This is a genomic window from Shewanella kaireitica, assembly GCF_023284045.1.
GTDB lineage: Bacteria > Pseudomonadota > Gammaproteobacteria > Enterobacterales > Shewanellaceae > Shewanella > Shewanella kaireitica.
In genome coordinates this window covers 99,245-118,175 of sequence record NZ_JAKIKQ010000001.1, presented here as the reverse complement: position 1 = coordinate 118,175, position 18,931 = coordinate 99,245, and the positions used below count along the sequence as shown (strand labels likewise).

Genomic DNA, 18,931 nt, shown 5'->3' with positions numbered 1-18,931 from the left:
TTGCGTTACTTAACTTCGCTGTTGCATTATCACAGCAAGGAGCTACAACTCCTCGGTAATGCACTTAGAATTAAGCTAATGCGAGTGCTCTACAAAGAGTATCTTCCTGGTGGTTTAGGTATATTAATTGACAGTCTATACCGAAACCACGCTAACGCTTGAATTTAGTCGTCTCAACTGTGACGCGCGGTATAAAAATACAAATAAACCAAAAGGGTACATAAATCATGGCGAAACATTCGCTGGACAAGGATAAGATTAAAATCCTGCTGTTGGAAGGCGTCCACCAATCTGCGGTAGATGTATTCGAACGAGCGGGTTATACCAATATTGAGTACCATAAGGCTGCTTTAAGCGAAGAGGCACTACTCTCTTCAATTAAAGATGCTCATTTTGTTGGTATTCGCTCCCGTACCCAACTGACTGAAACAGTATTAACTCAAGCAGAGAAACTTGTCGGGATAGGTTGTTTCTGTATTGGCACCAATCAAGTGAGTCTGGCTGCAGCAGAAAAACTGGGAGTTCCAGTTTTCAACGCTCCTTTTTCTAATACACGAAGTGTAGCTGAATTAGTACTAGGCGAGATCATCATGTTACTGCGTGGGATCCCCCAGCGTAATGCGATGGCGCACCGTGGTGGCTGGCTCAAAAGTGCCGCTGGTAGTTATGAAGCTCGTGGAAAAACCCTTGGCGTTATTGGCTATGGCCATATTGGCACCCAATTAGGGATCCTAGCTGAGACCTTAGGTATGCGCGTTATCTTCTTCGATATTGAAGATAAACTACCACTGGGTAATGCACAGCAGGTTCACTCCATGGAACAGTTAATGTCTTTGGCTGACGTAGTCAGTTTGCATGTGCCAGAAACACCGCAAACAAAAGAGATGATTGCCCACGCTGAGCTGGCCTGCATGCGTAAAGGCAGCATATTGATTAATGCTTCTCGTGGCACAGTGGTCGATATTGACGCCCTTGCCGCCTCGTTAAAAGAGCAGCATTTAGCAGGCGCTGCAATTGATGTTTTCCCAGTAGAGCCTAAGTCTAACAGCGATGAGTTTATTAGCCCGCTACGTGGACTGGATAATGTGCTACTGACTCCACATGTGGGTGGTAGCACTGCTGAGGCCCAAGAAAACATCGGTATCGAAGTTGCCGGTAAGCTCGCTAAGTACTCAGATAATGGTTCAACCATGACTGCAGTTAACTTCCCTGAAGTGTCTTTAGCACAACATTCAGGAACCTCACGCTTGCTGCATATTCACCGCAATAGACCGGGAATTCTAATCCAAATCAACTTGGCATTTGCAGAGAAAGGCATCAACATCGCCGCGCAATACCTGCAAACAACCGCAGAGATTGGTTATGTGGTAATGGAAGTTGATTCAGATAAAGCCGATGAAGCGCTAACAGAAATGCAAGCGATTGAAGGCACGATTAGAACTCGATTACTGCACTAAATTGACTCCTATCCATGCTCGATAGAAACTAAAGGCCGCTTAATATCATTTAGCGGCCTTATTATTTTCAGAAATTCACCGCCAACAATTCCCTTTCTTTATTTCAAGCAATTAGTTTTAAGCCGTTTAAGGATAGTTTTGATAAAGTTGAGGTATGCAACTTTTCGCCGCCAAAGATTAGCGGTACAATCATTTCTCTTCTGGTTAAACTCTTGGACTCGCTCATGACCTTGTCAACTTCTCAGCCGAACTGGCCTTTAAACGGACAGCAACCTACCCTAATGGTATCTCATCTGTCTCATCTTGGTTTAATGTCAGTAACCGGTGAACAGGGGCGTAGCTTTATTCATGGCCAAGTCACTACTGATATTAGCTCGCTCGAAGCAGAACAATGGCGATGGGGCGCTCACTGCGATCCTAAAGGAAAGATGTTGGCAACATTTAGAACCTTTGCCAAAGACGACACCCTATTTATGCTGATGCCAAAGCAAACATTGGCTTTAGATCTACCGCAACTACAAAAATATGCCGTATTTAGCAAAGCTGAGCTTACAGATGTGAGTGAGCAGTGGTTAATCCTAGGGGTTGCTGGCGAGCAAGCTGCAAGCTGGTTAACGGCAAAGTTTGGTGAGCTAAATACTGAGTTAACACTCATCGATAACGGCATAATCATCCAAGATAGCGGCCGCTTTATTGTTATTTTAGAGCAGAGTAAAGTCGATACCACAAGCCTAGTTGCTGATGTTAACCTTTTTGATGCAACAGCATGGCAAGCATTAGAAATTCTCGCCGGCTACCCTAATATTGGTGCAGCCCATAGTGCGCAGTTCGTGCCACAGATGTGTAACTTACAGGCAATCGATGGCATTAGCTTCAATAAAGGTTGCTACATGGGGCAAGAGACGATTGCTCGCATGAAGTACCGCGGTGGCAATAAACGCGCCCTCTATATCGTTAGTGGCACTGTCTCAGCAACATTGGCTGATGAAAGCGTGTTAGAGATGGCTTTAGAAGAGGGAGCGGGGTTCCGCCGGGCTGGTACCATTATTGAAAGCGTCCAGCGCGAGCAGCAAGTGCTATTTACCGCTGTACTTGCTAATGATACACCGCTAGACGCAAGCTTAAGAATTGCTGGCGATGAAGCATCACAATTACACATAATTGAACTACCCTACTCTCTAGAAGATAGTGAGTAATAATCGATGAATTTATTTTAAAAGGCGCTCATTGAGCGCTTTTTTTGTGGGTAGTATTACGTCTCATGATGCTTATCACGGATTTTCGTCACTTCATCCACTATCTGCTTAAAATGCTCTACTAATTCAGGATCAAAATGCTTACCGGATTCACTCTCAATGAGCGCTATGGTATCGGCGACTGTCCATGCCTTTTTATAAGGACGAATTGACGTCAGCGCATCAAATACATCGGCGATTGCCACTATACGCCCTTCGATTGGGATATCTTGACCCGACACCCCAAATGGGTAACCACTGCCGTCCCACTTCTCATGGTGACTCAGTGCAATCCGTCTCGCCATCTCCAGTAATGGATCTTGATGGTCACCAATAATTTCGGCACCAATTTCGGCATGGCGTTGCATCTCATCCCATTCAGGCTCATCTAACTTAGCTGGTTTTTTCAAGATAGAATCTGGCGTGCCTATTTTACCAATATCATGCATAGGTGCCGCGTTATAGATCAGCTCACAATACTTGTCTGGCAAACCAGATTGTATCGCCAATAGGCGTGCGTAATGGCTCATTCTGACAACATGCAGTCCTGTTTCATTATCTTTATACTCAGCGGCTCGGCCTAAGCGCCTGATAATTTCAAAGCGAGTCTCTTCTAGCTCTTTGGTGCGCTCTTTTACTTGCTGCTCTAGTAGCCGTTTTTGGTCGTAAAGCGCCAAGTGTGTTTTAACTCGAGCTTGCACCACTGGCGCACTTACAGGCTTAGTGATGTAATCAACAGCCCCAAGAGCGAAGCCTTGGGTTTCATCGGCTGTTTCAGCCAAAGCGGTAACAAAAATAACTGGAATATGGCAGGTAAGCGGATCTTGCTTTAAACGTTGGCAAACTTCATAGCCATTCATCCCCGGCATCATCACATCCAGTAAAATAATATCGGGCGTACTTTTTTGAGCCAACGCCAAAGCTTTTGGGCCATCAATCGCCACTCTAATTTTGTAATCACTACTCAAGATCCCCACCAGAATATCGATATTCTCCGGGGTATCATCCACAACTAAGATGGTGGCTTTATCCATTAAACCGACTCTCCTTTTTGCTAGGCAGCTAATTTAAATTTGGTTGCTTTTAAGTATAGTCAGCTTTAAAACTGCCGCGCATTTGGATACGCCAATATTTTTCACTATTAACAAACTCAAATAAAACTATCAAACCTCAAATAGCGATCTAATAAGCTCTGCGGCATCATCAAATTGATAGCTGTTAATCATCGCCAGTGCCGGATTCATTTTGTGCCACATATCAGCGGCAACCTGAGCTTTTATCTCCTCCATTTTTTCAACGGCATCCGAGTCAGCTTCCTCTAACATGATCAGCAACTCTACAATCGCGATCTTTAACTCTGCGGCAGACAGAACCTTGATATCCTCAGCCGCTGGCACCACAGATTCTGGCAGGTTTAATTGTGTCATCCATTCTGAAATAGCCTGACAGATCACTTCTATTAGCTGTTTTAGTTCGTCAATTTCAGCAGTAATATCAGCATCACTGTCAGCAGTTAATTGAGCTTCAATGGCTTTAGCAACTTCAACTAATCTCGGTGCACACAAATTGCCCGACACCCCCTTTAAGGTGTGTGCATAGCGGATTGCATCCTCGACTTTACCTTGGTTTAACGCCAATTCTATCTGCTCGGCAGTATGCATCTGCCCGGTATAGAAACGTTCAAATATTCGTCTATAAAGGCGCACCGAGTTCTGCACTAACTGCAAGCCTTTATCAACATCTAGCTCATCATGTTGCGGCCAAAAGAGTACAGCAGCGTCTGTGTTACTATCGCCTAAATCACTGGCTAACACCTGCTCTTTCCGATTACCGAGATACTCCAACAAGGTGGTATATAGCAGCGACACTTCTATTGGCTTGGCGATATGGTCATTCATGCCGACACGCAGACACATCTCTTTATCGCCTGCCATTGCGTTTGCCGTCATAGCGATAACCGGGAGGTCAGCTAACTCAGGAATTTTACGTAGCGCTTGCGTGGCTTGGTAACCATCCATCACAGGCATTTGGCAATCCATGAGCACCAGATCAAATGTCTGTGTTGCTAATTTTTCAAGCGCTATTTGGCCATTATCAGCAATCGACAGTGTTATGCCTACTTGCTCAAGGAACTCAGTGGCAACCTCTTGGTTCATCTCATTGTCTTCCACCAACAAAATACGCTTACCTTTCAGCTGCGCCAGCAGTTTCTGGTTCACCTCAATGCCTTTACGACGCACAGGTATGGCACCGCTTTTACCTAGTGATGACATGATGCCATCCAGCAGACGTGAAGCACTGATAGGCTTAGTGATATAACCTGCGATACCGCTACCCTCGATATGATCGGTCAGTTCGGTATTTGCATGTGCCGAGACGATTAAGATTTTGGGCGGCGTTTCACTATTCGTAATAATTGCCGATGAGGTTTCTAAGCCGTTCATTTCAGGCATTAACCAATCAATTAGCGCTACAGGGTATTGGGTTGCTTTGCAGCGCTCTACTGCTTGAGCGCCACTTTTGACGGTATCAACCTCAAAGCCCATACTTTCCAGTGTGGTGCGCAAAATATCTCGCGCAGTGGCATTGTCGTCAGCCACTAAAATCCGCATCCCTTCTAGCTCTTGTCCCGCCTTAATCAGTTTGTTATCTGCCACTTTGAACTTAACGGTAAAAAAGAAGGTACTGCCGTTACCAAATTGACTCTCTACGCCAATTTCACCACCCATCAACTCCACCAGCTGTTTACAGATAGCAAGCCCTAGCCCTGTACCACCATACTTACGGGTTGTAGATGTATCCGCCTGACTGAATGATTTAAATAGTTTGTTGCGTTGCTCTTCCGTCAGACCAATACCGTTATCCCGCACACTAAAGCGCAGAGTGATAACATCTTCTATACGCTCAAGCTGACTGATAGACAGCAACACTTCTCCTTGGTCGGTAAACTTAACGGCATTGTTCATGAGATTAATAAGTACTTGGGACAAGCGCAGCGGGTCTCCTTCAAGCTGTCTGGGAATATTAGGGGCTACCGCAAACAGCAACTCCAGCTGTTTATCGGCTGCTTTAACCGAGAACATATCGCTGAGATCTTCCAGCATGGTATCGAGCTGGAAAGAAACAGATTCAATATCGAGCTTGCCCGCTTCTATCTTTGAAAAATCTAAGATGTCATTAATAATCCCTAGTAGTGACTTTGAGGCTCTATCAATCTTTTGCACATAATTTTGCTGCTTCTTGTCTAATTCAGTTTGCAAGCATAACTGCGACATACCGATAATAGCGTTCATCGGAGTGCGAATTTCATGGGACATATTCGCTAAGAAATCACTCTTTGCTTTGCTGGCAGCATCGGCTGAATCTTTGGCTTGTTTAAGCTCGTTTGAGATCTGCTTCAATGAAGTAATATTTGCCATCGATAGCACTGCAGAATTGAGCGTACCATGCTTATCTTGAAGGCCAGTTAAGGTCAGATCCATCCACATCACATCACCAGACTGCCTCAATAAACGGATCTCTGCAGTCATACTGCTGCCATCATTTCCCATCAATTGACTAAACAATTGCTTGGCTGCTTCTTTGTCATCGCTATGCTGATAGTCAAAAAAGGAGCTGCCATTAAGCTCATCTGATGATAATTGAACGTACTGACTAAATTGTTCATTACAATCTAAAATGATCCCGCGTTCATCGACATTTACAATACCTATTCCAGCATTATCAAAAAGTGCTCTAAAATGCGCCTCACGCTTAGCTAGCTCTTTATCGATCTGTTTGCGCTCAGTAATATCCATCAAGTAACCATTCCAGATAATACTGCCATCGGCAAGTTGGTTACCGTGTGCCCCCGCTTGTAACCAGCGGATATCACCCATAGGGTGCTGATAGCGAAACTCTTCAGTCCAATTCAAACCCGACGAACTCACCCCGGATAAAGCCTCTATGATATGGGAACGCTCATCGTTGATAATACATTCGGCAACGAGGTCGAAATTATCAATCACCTGGTCTCGGTGAAAACCTAAGGTGGTAATACAAGCACTAGAGAGAAAGGTAAAATTGCGATCGCGATCTGATCGCCAATGCAACTGGTAGACGGTACTCGGGATCGACTCGGTAATGGTTTCAAGTTGTTGCTGAGATTGGGCAATTTTCTCTTGCGCTGCCTTACTGACGGTTATGTCATTAATACTGCCATCAAACCACAGTGCAACTCCTTGGCCATCGTAAATAGCTTTGCCCTTCTCATGCACCCAGTGAATACTGGCATCTCGATGCTGGATTCGATATTGCACTTCAAAGCTTTTCTGTTCGACCAATGCAGTTTCAATGGCATGAGTAGCAATAGCTAGATCCTCTTCAATAATCAGGCTAGCAAAGCTACGCTTACTGTTTTCAATAAAATCTGCTGCGGGGTAGCCAGTAATATCTCCGATATTGTCACTGACATATTCCATCACCCAGATATCTGCAATACGAGTACGATAAACAGCACCAGGAATGTTGGTCACTAAGCCACGAAAACGATTTTCACTGTCTTTAATACGCTGTGCAATCTTGAGTTCTTCGGTCATATCGCGCACCGTAGCAGCCACTTGGCGCTGACCATCGGCATCAACAGGCAATAAGCCAAGGCTAATTTCAACAGGGAACTCACTGCCATCAGCTTTAAGCGCCATCAGATCAGAGCTCATTCCCAGCCCCATCTTGCGATCTCTCCCTTCAGCGACAAACTTTTCACGTAAGCCAGCATGTTTAGGTCTAACTGAATCGGGGACAAGCTGATCAACTGACATCGCCAGCATTTGCGCTTCATCGTATCCAAACAGTAACTGACAACGGCTATTGGTAAAGACCAACTTACCCGCCTCATCAACAATCAACATTGCCTCAGGTGCAGACTCCAACACGGCGTTTGACCAGGCCGCTGCCGAAAACTGCTCAGTCACATCGTTAAATAACATTTCAACCGAGAGTAGCTCTTGATTATCTGACAACAAAGGCTGCATAAACACATCTAGTCGGCGTAATTTACTGCATGAATCCAACATCTCTATTTGATGAGGAGGAACAATTTTCCCCTGCAGCGCCTCATCCATGTATTGCCAATTCTGTTCATTAATTGGGTTGTCGGAAAAGAGTCGTTGATATTTGCGCTTCAATAATTCAGGCGTGATCCCCAGTACTTTTTCAACACCTTCACTGACCTGAGCTATATGCCCATCAGGCTCTAGAGAGCAGTAAAAAGATTTATCACTCATGCCATCAATCAACTTTGCAAAACGGTTACCACGGGAGTCTAGCAAGGCTTGTTCTCGCTCCTCTAGCACCTGTGCCATATCATTAAATTTATCAGTCAGAGTGATAAGTTCACTTGCGGCACCCTTTGGCTTTTCAAGGCGTTTAGTTTCGCCAGCACCAAAAGCTGCAATCCCCGATTCCAGCTCTTCTATAGGACGAGTCAACCGCCTAGCAGTGAAATAGCCAGTGAATAATAGGATGGTTGATATCAGCAGTAAATTTAACGCCAGCGATGAAAACCCTAGCAAAAAATTATTATGTAACTGTTGTTGAGAGGTCATGATTACCACTCGCCAATCGAGTGATGGCACCACGCCGACACTGGCTAAGTAACCTTGGCCCTGGCTATCTTCAACATAGCTATAACCAGGTTGACTACTGCGTACTAAGTTAATAAAAGCCTGATTGCTATCGACTTTAGCCAACCATTTATCAGTACTTTCTGCCAATAATAGAGAATCATTTTGGTGGTAAACAAGTTGACCTTTATCATCTATCACCACAATCCTACCTGCCGCAACATTCACCATTTTAGGAATGGTATTTAGCGCCAGATCAACGGTTATCACCCCATCATAGGGCAATGACTCACCAAAGGGCTGTGAGTAACTGATCATCAATGCATTACCGGCACCTTCATCAAAATAGGGACTTGACCAATAGCCGTTGATGCTATTTATCGCTTTCGTCCACCAATCCCAATTGCCATCAGTGTAATCGTAGCCATCAGCCCCGATATCAATAACCTTAATCTTACTGCCATCACGGTATGCGTAAGGAGCGAATAACTCATTAGAGGAAGACTTTTGAAAGGCAATGGCACTACCGTAAAAATCAGGGTGCCTATCGAGCCTCCGCGTCAGCAGTAGATTAAGTTTTGCTTCATCACTGTATAAACCATTGTTACGACTATCACCGAGAAGATCAGCAATAGATCGGGTATCTGTTTCCGCAGATTTAAGAAGGAATTCAATTCTTCGAGCAATATTGTCAGCTTGCTGTTCTAAATCATCATAGATGTACTGCTCTTCTGCTCGATAGTTAAACCAAGCATTGATGCTAAATACTATTGCCATGATCCCAATTAACGGTAAGGCAATTTGCGATAAAATTCGGCTACGAAAGGTGCGAAGTCTACTCATTTCCATTTTCCACAGGTCTATCGCCGATAAGCAGTGCAGTAAAGCCAAAAATCGATATCGCTGCTTTGACAACGTTTTTTATTGGACTTAATAGGGTTATTAGAACTCGCTAATAAGTGTAGGCAATACTGGCAGTTAACACCTAAAATTCAATCAAATAAGATTTATTGATAAAGGATCCAATTACTCTCACTAAGCGTATACACTGTTATTACTATGCTCGAAAGTAAATATTGAAAAAAGCCAATCGGCACTCTTTGCACCATGCTTTGAGTCACCGACAAAGGAGTGGTAATGGGCAAAAGTATCGTAGCTTTATCTGGAGTATCTAAAGGGTTTAATGACGGTGACAAATATCACCAAGTACTCGATAAAATTGACTTGCAGCTTGAAGGTGCTGATACCGTCGCCCTAACTGGACCCAGTGGCTGCGGTAAAAGCACCCTGCTCAATATCATCGGCGGTTTTGAGTTTATCGATAGCGGTAAGCTGAGCGTATTTGGTGACAACACCAGCCAATGGCAGGACAAACAGTGGAGTCAATTTAGACGCCGCGACCTCGGTGTCGTATTTCAACAATTCAACTTACTCACCCCGTTAAATGTACAAGACAATATTGCGTTCTCACTGCGCCTCAATAAACAGTCGTGGTCACCTTGGGTTGATCACCTCATTAAACAGCTCGGTTTAAATGATGTTAAGAAACGTCATGTTGAAGCGCTTTCAGGCGGCCAACAGCAACGGGTGGCCATAGCACGAGCATTAGCACACCAACCTAGATTATTACTGGCCGATGAACCTACCGGCAACCTCGATGAAAAAGCAGGTTTTGAGGTGATGCAGCTGCTGACCGAACTGGCCAATGAATCCAGCACTAGCATATTGATGGTGACCCACAGCAATGAATGTGCGCAATTTATGAAAAGGCGCTGGCATTTGGAGCAAGGCAAGATAAATGAATAGCCAGTTTAGGTTATCCGTCCGCCTTAGCTTACAGGTATTTGCTCGCCACTACCTGAAAGCACCTTTACAAGCTGGCGCCATACTGCTCGGCTTTATATTGGCGGTGATGTTGCTGATAGGCGTTCGCGCAACCAACGAAAATGCAGTGCGCAGTTATTCCCAGGCAACGGAGTTATTAAGTCAGCGTGCTCAACTTATTCTCGCACCGATTGCCGGACAAAAAATTGTTCCAGAATCAGTTTACATTCGCCTTCGACAAGCCGGTGTGAGTCAATCATTGGCGGTACTAACAGGCACTGTGACCGATGACAGTGGTCAGCGGTGGGATATTCAAGCCAGTGATTTGATTGCCGCACTGTCAGTGCAGCAATTTAAGCAACATTCAGATAAATCAGCTGAGCCCGCACAAACCTCATTGCTTTCAAGTCAGATCCCGTTGGCTAAATTGCTTTCTGGACAGCCTTACATACTCATGAGTGAAAGCTTTGCCGAACAAGCAACCACTGATGGTCAACTTAAGCTTGAAGGTGAATCACTTAACGTTATTAGCTTAGATGACGAGCTTGGGCTCGGTAATGCCATTCTCATGGATATCTCTTTAGGCCAGAGACTATTAGATAAATACGGCAAGCTAAGTTACATCGCATTGTTTGGTGATACCAATAAGCTCAACACGCAAGTGACGCAAATCTTTAGCGAGCAAAGTGCTCAACAGTTTGAAATTGCTGAGCAGGATGAAGGCGAAGGACTGACGAGCCTAACGCGTAGTTTCCACTTGAATTTAACCGCTATGAGCCTACTCGCCTTTGTCGTTGGGCTATTTATCGCTTATAACGGTGTACGTTACAGTTTATTAAAAAGACAAAAACTGCTGGTACAACTGCAACAACAAGGGATCCCACAGCTAGCATTATTAACCGCACTAATGTTAGAGCTACTGGTATTGGTCGTTATCGGCTCTATCCTTGGTTTTATACTTGGCTTGCAACTAAGCCACTGGCTGCAACCTATGATAGCCCTAACACTAGAGCAACTTTATGGCGCTAGATTATTACCGGGACTGTGGCAGTGGAGCTGGCTTTATCAATCTATTGGATTGACATTTGTTGCCGCTATCTGCGCATGCTTCCCACTATTTAATGCATTAGCAAAGCAACCTTTAGCCCGTAGCGCTAGCCGCTTTGAACAGCAACGCCATGCGGCACAATACCAGCGAATTATGTTTATGGTCGCTATTGCTCTGCTCATCCTCGCTGCAATGCTGTTTCCATTAACTCAAGAGTATCAACACAGCCTGGTGTTATTGGGTGTCGTCACGGTGGCAATTCCCTTGCTGCTGCCATTATCACTGCAGTTTTGCCTTAGCCTTTCTACCCGTGTGACTAGCAATGGCTTATGGCAATATGCGGTTGCTGAGAGCAAAGAGTTGATCGCTCCATTGTCACTGGCGATGATGGCGATGTTATTGGCGTTAACCGCTAATATTTCGATGAACACCCTGGTTGGCAGCTTTGAGATAACCTTGAAGAACTGGCTAGATGCCCGCTTGTATGCAGATATTTATATTCGCCCACCTAATGACAAAATCGTAGCCACTGAAACACTGCTTGCTCAGCAGCCTAAAGTAACTGAAATATACGGCCAGTGGGTGCATAACAGCCAATATCAACATACCCCAGTGAGCTTGATGACCCGAGATGAACACTCGCTTAGAAATAGCAATCAAATGAAAGCGCAAACCGATAACCTATGGCCGCAGTTTTTTGGGGGCAAAGCGCTGATGATAAGTGAGCCCATGGCTATCAAGTATCGCCTCAAAGTCGGTGACTCGATCTCACTGCCAGAGTTCGAATCTGCCAAGCAACCTCCATTACCGATTGCAGCCATTTTTTACGACTACGGCAATCCGTTAGGTCAAGTCATTGTTAGTCAGCAAACTTGGCAGCAATTGAACTTGCCCAGCAAACCTAGCAGTATTGCAGCCAGTTACGATGGCGATATCGCTGAATTAGAACAGGTATTACAGCAGCAAGTTCCATTGTCCGCAGCGCAGATGTATAACCAAGCCAAGATAAAACAGCGCGCATTGGAGATCTTTAAACGCACCTTTTCGATTACGTTGGTTCTTAACAGCCTTACCCTTATGGTTGCCGCTATTGGGCTGTTCAGTGCCTGTTTGATGCTCACCAAAGCGAGACAAGCACCGTTGGCTCGTTTATATGCACTGGGCGTGAGCCGAACTCAACTGCTAAGTCTGGTGTCACTACAAATGTTGCTAATTGTCCTGTTTACTTGTCTTCTCGCACTGCCAAGTGGTGCGTTATTGGGTTATCTATTAATTAACAAGGTAACGCTACAAGCATTTGGCTGGAGTATCGCTATGGTTTGGGACTGGCAAGCTTATTTTAGAGTGGTGGCAATCGCTCTAGCTGCCAGCGCACTTGCCGTATTACTGCCGCTATATTGGCAAACTCGCAAACCATTGATCAGCAGTTTGCAGCAGGAGGTATTATGAACCAAGCGATTGTGGTTACGCTCTTGGCGCTTTGCATAACAGCCTGTTCCCCTGCGCAACAAAGCACTGCGGGCATGGGAGAGCTACTCGATGGTAATACACAAGGTTATAGTCCGGTAGAGCCAAACGTCATATTACGCTTTCCAGATGATCATATGGCGCACGATGATTTCAGGCAGGAATGGTGGTATCTCACCGCTAATCTCGAGACTGAATCAAAGCAAAAAATTGGCTTACAGTGGACCCAGTTTCGCATTGCATTAGCACCGCCCTCAGAGCTGAGTAACGAGCAAAATACACCGATTAATAGCACTTCCTGGCAGACCCAGCAACTCTATATGTCGCATACCGCAGTTACCTCTATATCCAACCATTTAGCTGAAGAGAAGTGGTCTCGCGGTCATCAAAGTATTGCTGGCACCCAAGCAGAGCCGCTATCCATTAGGCAAGATGACTGGCAATGGCTAAGCCAGAGCAAGCACCTATTTCCCGCAACACTCAGTGTTAGTGGTCAAGATTTCAGTTATCAGTTACAACTTGATTCAACTGCGCCCTTTCAGCTGCAAGGTGACAATGGTTACAGTGAGAAGAATGCAGCAGGCAGCGTCGCCTCCTATTACTACAGCCAACCTTTTATCAATGTCAGTGGCAATGTAGTCATCGATGGTAAACAGCAGAAAGTTAGCGGACAAGCTTGGCTCGACAGAGAATGGAGCTCGCAGTTTTTATCGAAAACACAGCAGGGTTGGGATTGGTTTGCTATCCGACTCGATAGCAACACCGCACTGATGTTGTTTCAACTAAGGGATGATAGCAAAACCCAGAGTAGTTTTTATAGCGCCCGTGTTATGCATCGAGATGGTCGTGGTCGCAACATTGCCAGTGAGCAGATAAGTATGACTGCCACGGCATGGCAACAGACACAGTCAGGACGTTACCCAATAAAGTGGCGCATTCAAATTCCTTCAGAAAATATCAATATTAGCACCACTGCGCTAAATAATGACTCTAGCATGCCGCTCTCTATCCCTTATTGGGAGGGACCGATCAGTATAGAGGGGAGCCATAGCGGCGAAGGTTACATGGAACTCACCGGCTACTAAGCCGTAATAACCACTCAAACAAAAGCTAAACGAACGATTTTATTACGTTCAAAAAGCAATAGATAAGAATAATTATCATTTACTAAGCTTATGAATATCTTGGATATTTAATGTAGCGCAAGCTAACATTTCGAGTGGACAAAATTCAAACAAGCTTCTAGTCTTTATTAGTAAATTTGAGAACTAGATCACCCTCTAAAAGTTGATCTTGGTCGATAAAAAACCTCAATACCCCTTGTGAGGTATACCCACATTTTCTATGAGGTCTAGACTCGAGTTAAACCTTGGTAAGTAGCCGCAAGATTTTTCATCGCCGTTATTTGCCAAAACAAAGAAGGTAGAAGAATGAGCCAAGAATTTCATATTACCAGCTTAGTCATACATGCAGCGTCCAAGTCTGTAGAAGATATCAAGCAACGCTTGTCTGCCCTTGTTGGCGCCGAAATCCATGCCGTTACCGATGAAGGAAAGTTTGTGGTCACCCTAGAAGGTGAAACTCAACGATCTATCCTCGATAACGTCGAAGCTATTAACGCCTTTGAAGGCGTCATTAATAGCAGCCTTATTTATCATCAAGTCGATCCAGTAGAACAAAAGAGTGAGGAACACCATGAGCATTAGCCGTCGCGAGTTTCTAAAAGCCAACGCAGCAGTTGCCGCCGCAACAGCCGTCGGTGCGACTCTGCCAGTGAAGATAGTAGAAGCTGCAGAGCAAAAAGATAGCATTAAGTGGGACAAAGCACCTTGTCGTTTTTGTGGCGTAGGTTGTAGTGTTCTTGTCGGTACAGATAATGGCAAAGTTGTTGCAACTAAAGGCGATCCAGAAAGCCCTGTCAACAAAGGCCTTAACTGTATTAAAGGTTATTTCTTATCGAAAATTATGTATGGCAAGGATCGTCTAACGACGCCGCTACTGCGTATGACCGATGGCAAATATGATAAAGAGGGTGAATTCACGCCAGTTAGCTGGGATGTAGCACTCGATACCATGGCTGATAAGTGGAAAAACACACTTAAAACTAAAGGCCCGACAGCTGTAGGTATGTTCGGCAGCGGTCAGTGGACAGTATGGGAAGGCTACGCTGCGTCTAAACTGCACAAAGCAGGTTTCCTTACCAACAACATAGACCCTAACGCGCGTCACTGTATGGCATCAGCTGTTGGTGGCTTTATGCGTACCTTTGGTATCGATGAGCCAATGGGTTGTTACGATGACCTTGAAGCCGCAGATGAGTTCGTCCTATGGGGCGCAAACATGGCAGAGATGCATCCAATCCTTTGGGCTCGTCTATCAGATCGCCGCTTAAGCAGCCCGACTAGCCGTGTACATGTACTGTCTACTTACGAAAACCGCAGCTTCGATCTTTCTGATAATTCAATGGTTTTCCGTCCTCAGTCTGACTTAGTGATCCTTAACTATATTGCCAACTACATTATCCAGAATGATGCAGTTAACAAAGAGTTTGTCACCAAGCACACTAAGTTCGCCTTAGGTACAACTGACATCGGTTATGGCTTGCGTCCAGAGCATCCATTAGAACAAAAAGCAAAGAACCCAGGTAATGGTAAATCTGCGCCTATCAGCTTTGATGAGTACGCTAAGTTTGTTAGCACTTATACGCTTGAATATGCAGCGGAGATGAGTGGCGTTGAGCCAGAAAAGCTCGAGCTGATGGCTAAAGCCTATGCCGATCCAAAAGTGAAAGTAATGAGCTTATGGACCATGGGTATTAACCAGCACGTTCGTGGTGTTTGGGCAAACAACATGCTTTATAACATCCACCTATTGACGGGTAAAATCGCAACACCTGGTAACAGCCCATTCTCACTAACGGGTCAACCATCTGCTTGTGGTACTGCACGTGAAGTCGGTACGTTTGCGCACCGTCTACCTGCAGACATGGTAGTTAAAAATCCAAAACATCGTGCTAAAACAGAAAAACTATGGCAAGTGCCTGAAGGGACTATCCCACCAAAGCCTGGTTTCCATGCTGTATTGCAAAGCCGTATGCTTAAAGATGGCAAGCTGAATTGTTACTGGACTATGTGTACCAACAACATGCAAGCGGGTCCTAACATCAATGATGAGATTTACCCAGGTTTCCGTAACCCAGAAAACTTCATTGTGGTATCAGATCCATACCCAACAGTAACTGCAATGGCTGCAGATTTGATCTTGCCAACCGCGATGTGGGTTGAGAAAGAAGGTGCTTACGGTAACGCTGAGCGTCGTACTCACATGTGGCATCAGCAAGTTAAGCCACCAGAAGGTGCTAAGTCTGATCTATGGCAGCTTATGGAATTCTCTAAGCGCTTTAAAGTCTCTGAAGTATGGCCTGCAGAGCTAATTGCTAAGAAGCCTGAATATGCAGATAAAACACTTTATGACGTGCTATTTGCCAATGGCGTAGTTAACAAGTTCCCTGCTGAAGAGTGTAAAGCAGATCTTAATGATGAATCTGATGCGTTCGGCTTCTACGTTCAAAAAGGTCTGTTCGAAGAGTACGCACAGTTTGGTCGCGGCCACGCTCACGATCTAGCAGACTTCGATACTTACCATGAAAACCGTGGTGCACGCTGGCCTGTAGTTAACGGCAAAGAGACCCTACGTCGCTTTGTTGAAGGTAGTGATCCTTATGTTAAAGCCGGTGAAGGCTTCAACTTCTACGGTAAACCAGATGGTAAGGCCGTTATTTTTGCACTACCGTTTGAGCCAGCAGCAGAAGAGCCAAACAAAGAGTATGACCTATGGTTATCAACCGGTCGTGTTCTAGAGCATTGGCACACAGGTTCAATGACTGCACGTGTACCTGAACTATACCGTGCTTACCCAGATGCACAGATCTTTATGCACCCAGAAGATGCCAAAGCACGTGGCGTTAAACGTGGTGATGAAGTGATTGTTGCTTCACCTCGCGGTGAAGTGAAAACCCGTGTGGAAACTAAAGGCCGTAACAAGCCGCCAAGAGGCGTGGCATTTATGCCATTCTTCGATGCGCGCCAACTGGTCAACAAGTTGTTACTTGACGCGACTGATCCTCTGTCAAAAGAGACAGATTTCAAGAAGTGTCCAGTCAAAGTGATGAAAGCTTAAGACTTTTCACCAACACACTTAACTTTAATCGCTTGAGCAAAAGCGGAGACAACGAAAGCAAATGAGTCAGGTCAATCAAAGTAAGTTCAGCGTCAAAGGCGTCAACCGCCGCCAGTTCTTAGCCACTTCGGCTAAGGCAGGTTGCGCAATGGGCTTACTAGGGATGGGAATAACTGCAGTGGCTAAACAGTCAGCACAGTTAGATCCACTCGCGATTAGACCTCCAGGCGCATTAAGCGAAGATGATTTTCTCTCAGCCTGTGTACGCTGCGGTCTGTGCGTGGAAGCTTGCCCTTATGACACCCTCAAACTAGCGCGCTGGTTTGAAGGTGCAGCAACGGGCACGCCCTATTTCACCGCCCGCACCATTCCTTGTGAGATGTGTGAAGATATCCCCTGTGTTAAGGCTTGCCCGTCGGGCTCGCTGGATCATGAACTTACCGATATCGATCAATCAAAAATGGGAATAGCAGTACTTATTGATGAGAAGAACTGCCTTAACTTTAAAGGCTTAAGGTGCGATGTCTGTTACCGGGTTTGCCCGTTAATTGATGACGCTATCACGCTTGAAATGCAACACAATAATCGTAGCGACCACCACGCTATGTTCCTACCTACGGTCAACAGCGATAGCTGCACTGGATGTGGTAAATGTGAACATGTTTGCGTGTTAGAGGAAGCTGCGATCAGAGTACTGCCTGCTCATATTGCGCTCGGTAAAACTGCCGCACACGATACTTATATCAACACTGAAGAAACTACACTTGAGATGCTGAACAAGGGGCTTGAACTATGAGCCACAGCAAAAATAATACCCTGAAAAAGCCGGGCTTCGCCCAGGCGGCAATCGATGAACTAGGATGGTGGCAAGCTCACAAGTTCCTATTCTTACGCCGCTTAAGCCAAGTCAGCGTTTTTGCAATGTTCGCCATCGGCCCTTGGTTTGGCCTGTGGTTGCTAAAAGGTAACCTCTCAGCCAGTGAGCTTCTAAGTGTTGTACCTCTGTCAGATCCACTTGCCAGCTTGCAAGTGCTACTGACAGGTCATATTCCAGAGCTAAGCCTGATACTTGGCGCCGTCATTATCGCACTGTTTTATGCGTTACTGGGTGGTCGAGTATTTTGCAGCTGGGTCTGCCCCGTTAACATGGTGACAGATCTTGCTAGTTGGTTACGCCGCAAAATGAACTTGCCTCGCACCAGTGAGATGCCAAGAAATTTGCGTTACTACTTACTAGCACTCGTGCTTATTCTGCCCGTGCTAACAGGCATGACAGTCTGGGAATGGGTAAATCCTGTTCCTGTATTGTATCGAGCAGTGTTATTTAGCGCTGGCAGTGGTTTATGGATATTAGCCGCCATCTTCTTACTGGATCTGTTTATCAGTGAGCGAGCATGGTGCGGACACCTTTGTCCAACAGGTGCATTATTTGCTCTGCTTGGTAAAGCCAGTCCAGTTAAAGTATCGGCAGTGAATGCCAAAGATTGTGATAACTGTATGGATTGTTTTGACGTCTGCCCTGAAAGACAGGTATTAAAACCTGCCTTGCGAGGACAGCAGCCGATGATAACCGACAGTGATTGCACTCAATGTGGCCGTTGTATCGACGTTTGTGCCCAACGCGTTTTCCAGTATCAAAATCGAATTGCCCTAAAGGCGGAGAACAACCAATGAAAAAAGCACTCACCTTAGCTGCGCTATTGGCGCTTAGCGCTTGTTCTGGTCAGCAAGCAACTTCTCAAGCAGAGCCGGTAAACGTTAGCTCACTTGGTAAGTCAGAGATCACCGATATTCGTGCAGCAGATGCAGCACCGATTTACCCTAAGCGTGGTAAGTCAATTGAGCGTACTTTTGTACATCAACCACCGATGATCCCACATAAAGCCGAATACCCTATCACGCTTAAGAAAAACGGCTGTATGAGCTGTCACAGCCCAGCGAAAGCAAAACGTATGAAGGCGACTCAGATCGATCCTTCACACTTGCTAGCTGACGCTAAACTTAACAATGAGTACTACAACTGTACCCAGTGTCATACACCGCAAGCAGAAAACAAAACAGAGCTTGTAGAGAACGACTTTTCAAACAAGTAATCTTGTTCGATCCTGCTAAGTAAAT

The 18,931-nt window shown here is 45.3% G+C and carries 12 protein-coding genes; 10 read left to right on the top strand and 2 right to left on the bottom strand.

The window, feature by feature from the left end:
- Positions 1-227 precede the first annotated feature (227 nt).
- Positions 228-1,457, top strand: a complete 1,230-nt coding sequence (gene serA, locus L2730_RS00470; RefSeq protein WP_020914426.1) for a phosphoglycerate dehydrogenase — start codon at positions 228-230, stop codon at positions 1,455-1,457.
- 224 nt (positions 1,458-1,681) lie between these two features.
- On the top strand, positions 1,682-2,653 hold the full coding sequence (gene ygfZ, locus L2730_RS00465; RefSeq protein ID WP_248972786.1) for a tRNA-modifying protein YgfZ: 972 nt from the start codon (positions 1,682-1,684) through the stop codon (positions 2,651-2,653).
- 56 nt (positions 2,654-2,709) lie between these two features.
- On the opposite strand, the gene L2730_RS00460 is transcribed toward ygfZ, so the two are convergent.
- Positions 2,710-3,726 carry a response regulator gene (locus L2730_RS00460; protein WP_248972785.1) on the bottom strand — a complete coding sequence of 339 codons (1,017 nt, stop codon included), beginning with the start codon at positions 3,724-3,726 and terminating at the stop codon, positions 2,710-2,712.
- A gap of 129 nt (positions 3,727-3,855) precedes the next feature.
- The gene (locus L2730_RS00455) at positions 3,856-9,144 is read right to left on the bottom strand and encodes a PAS domain S-box protein (RefSeq protein ID WP_248972784.1); all 5,289 of its coding nucleotides are present in this window, start codon (positions 9,142-9,144) and stop codon (positions 3,856-3,858) included.
- Positions 9,145-9,432: 288 nt separating this feature from the next.
- Between L2730_RS00455 and L2730_RS00450 the strand changes: the two genes are divergently transcribed.
- From L2730_RS00450 to L2730_RS00415, 8 genes are all read left to right on the top strand, one after another.
- Entirely contained in the window at positions 9,433-10,101 is a 669-nt protein-coding gene (locus tag L2730_RS00450) for an ABC transporter ATP-binding protein (protein ID WP_248972783.1), read from the top strand.
- The gene (locus tag L2730_RS00445; protein WP_248972782.1) at positions 10,094-12,616 is read left to right on the top strand and encodes an ABC transporter permease; all 2,523 of its coding nucleotides are present in this window, start codon (positions 10,094-10,096) and stop codon (positions 12,614-12,616) included. The genes L2730_RS00450 and L2730_RS00445 overlap by 8 nt, the downstream gene beginning before the upstream one ends.
- Positions 12,613-13,719, top strand: coding sequence for a lipocalin-like domain-containing protein (locus L2730_RS00440; protein WP_283105610.1), 1,107 nt, complete (start codon positions 12,613-12,615; stop codon positions 13,717-13,719). Before L2730_RS00445 ends, L2730_RS00440 begins: the two co-directional genes overlap by 4 nt.
- A gap of 345 nt (positions 13,720-14,064) precedes the next feature.
- Positions 14,065-14,340: a chaperone NapD gene (locus L2730_RS00435; protein WP_220735722.1), complete on the top strand. Its 276-nt coding sequence runs from the start codon at positions 14,065-14,067 to the stop codon at positions 14,338-14,340.
- Positions 14,330-16,813, top strand: coding sequence for a nitrate reductase catalytic subunit NapA (napA, locus tag L2730_RS00430; protein WP_248972781.1), 2,484 nt, complete (start codon positions 14,330-14,332; stop codon positions 16,811-16,813). The genes L2730_RS00435 and napA overlap by 11 nt, the downstream gene beginning before the upstream one ends.
- A gap of 61 nt (positions 16,814-16,874) precedes the next feature.
- The gene (napG, locus tag L2730_RS00425) at positions 16,875-17,609 is read left to right on the top strand and encodes a ferredoxin-type protein NapG (RefSeq protein ID WP_248972780.1); all 735 of its coding nucleotides are present in this window, start codon (positions 16,875-16,877) and stop codon (positions 17,607-17,609) included.
- Entirely contained in the window at positions 17,606-18,487 is an 882-nt protein-coding gene (gene napH, locus L2730_RS00420) for a quinol dehydrogenase ferredoxin subunit NapH (RefSeq protein WP_248972779.1), read from the top strand. The genes napG and napH overlap by 4 nt, the downstream gene beginning before the upstream one ends.
- Positions 18,484-18,906 (top strand): nitrate reductase cytochrome c-type subunit, encoded by a 423-nt coding sequence (locus L2730_RS00415; protein WP_248972778.1) that lies wholly within the window; start codon positions 18,484-18,486, stop codon positions 18,904-18,906. Before napH ends, L2730_RS00415 begins: the two co-directional genes overlap by 4 nt.
- Positions 18,907-18,931: the final 25 nt, after the last annotated feature.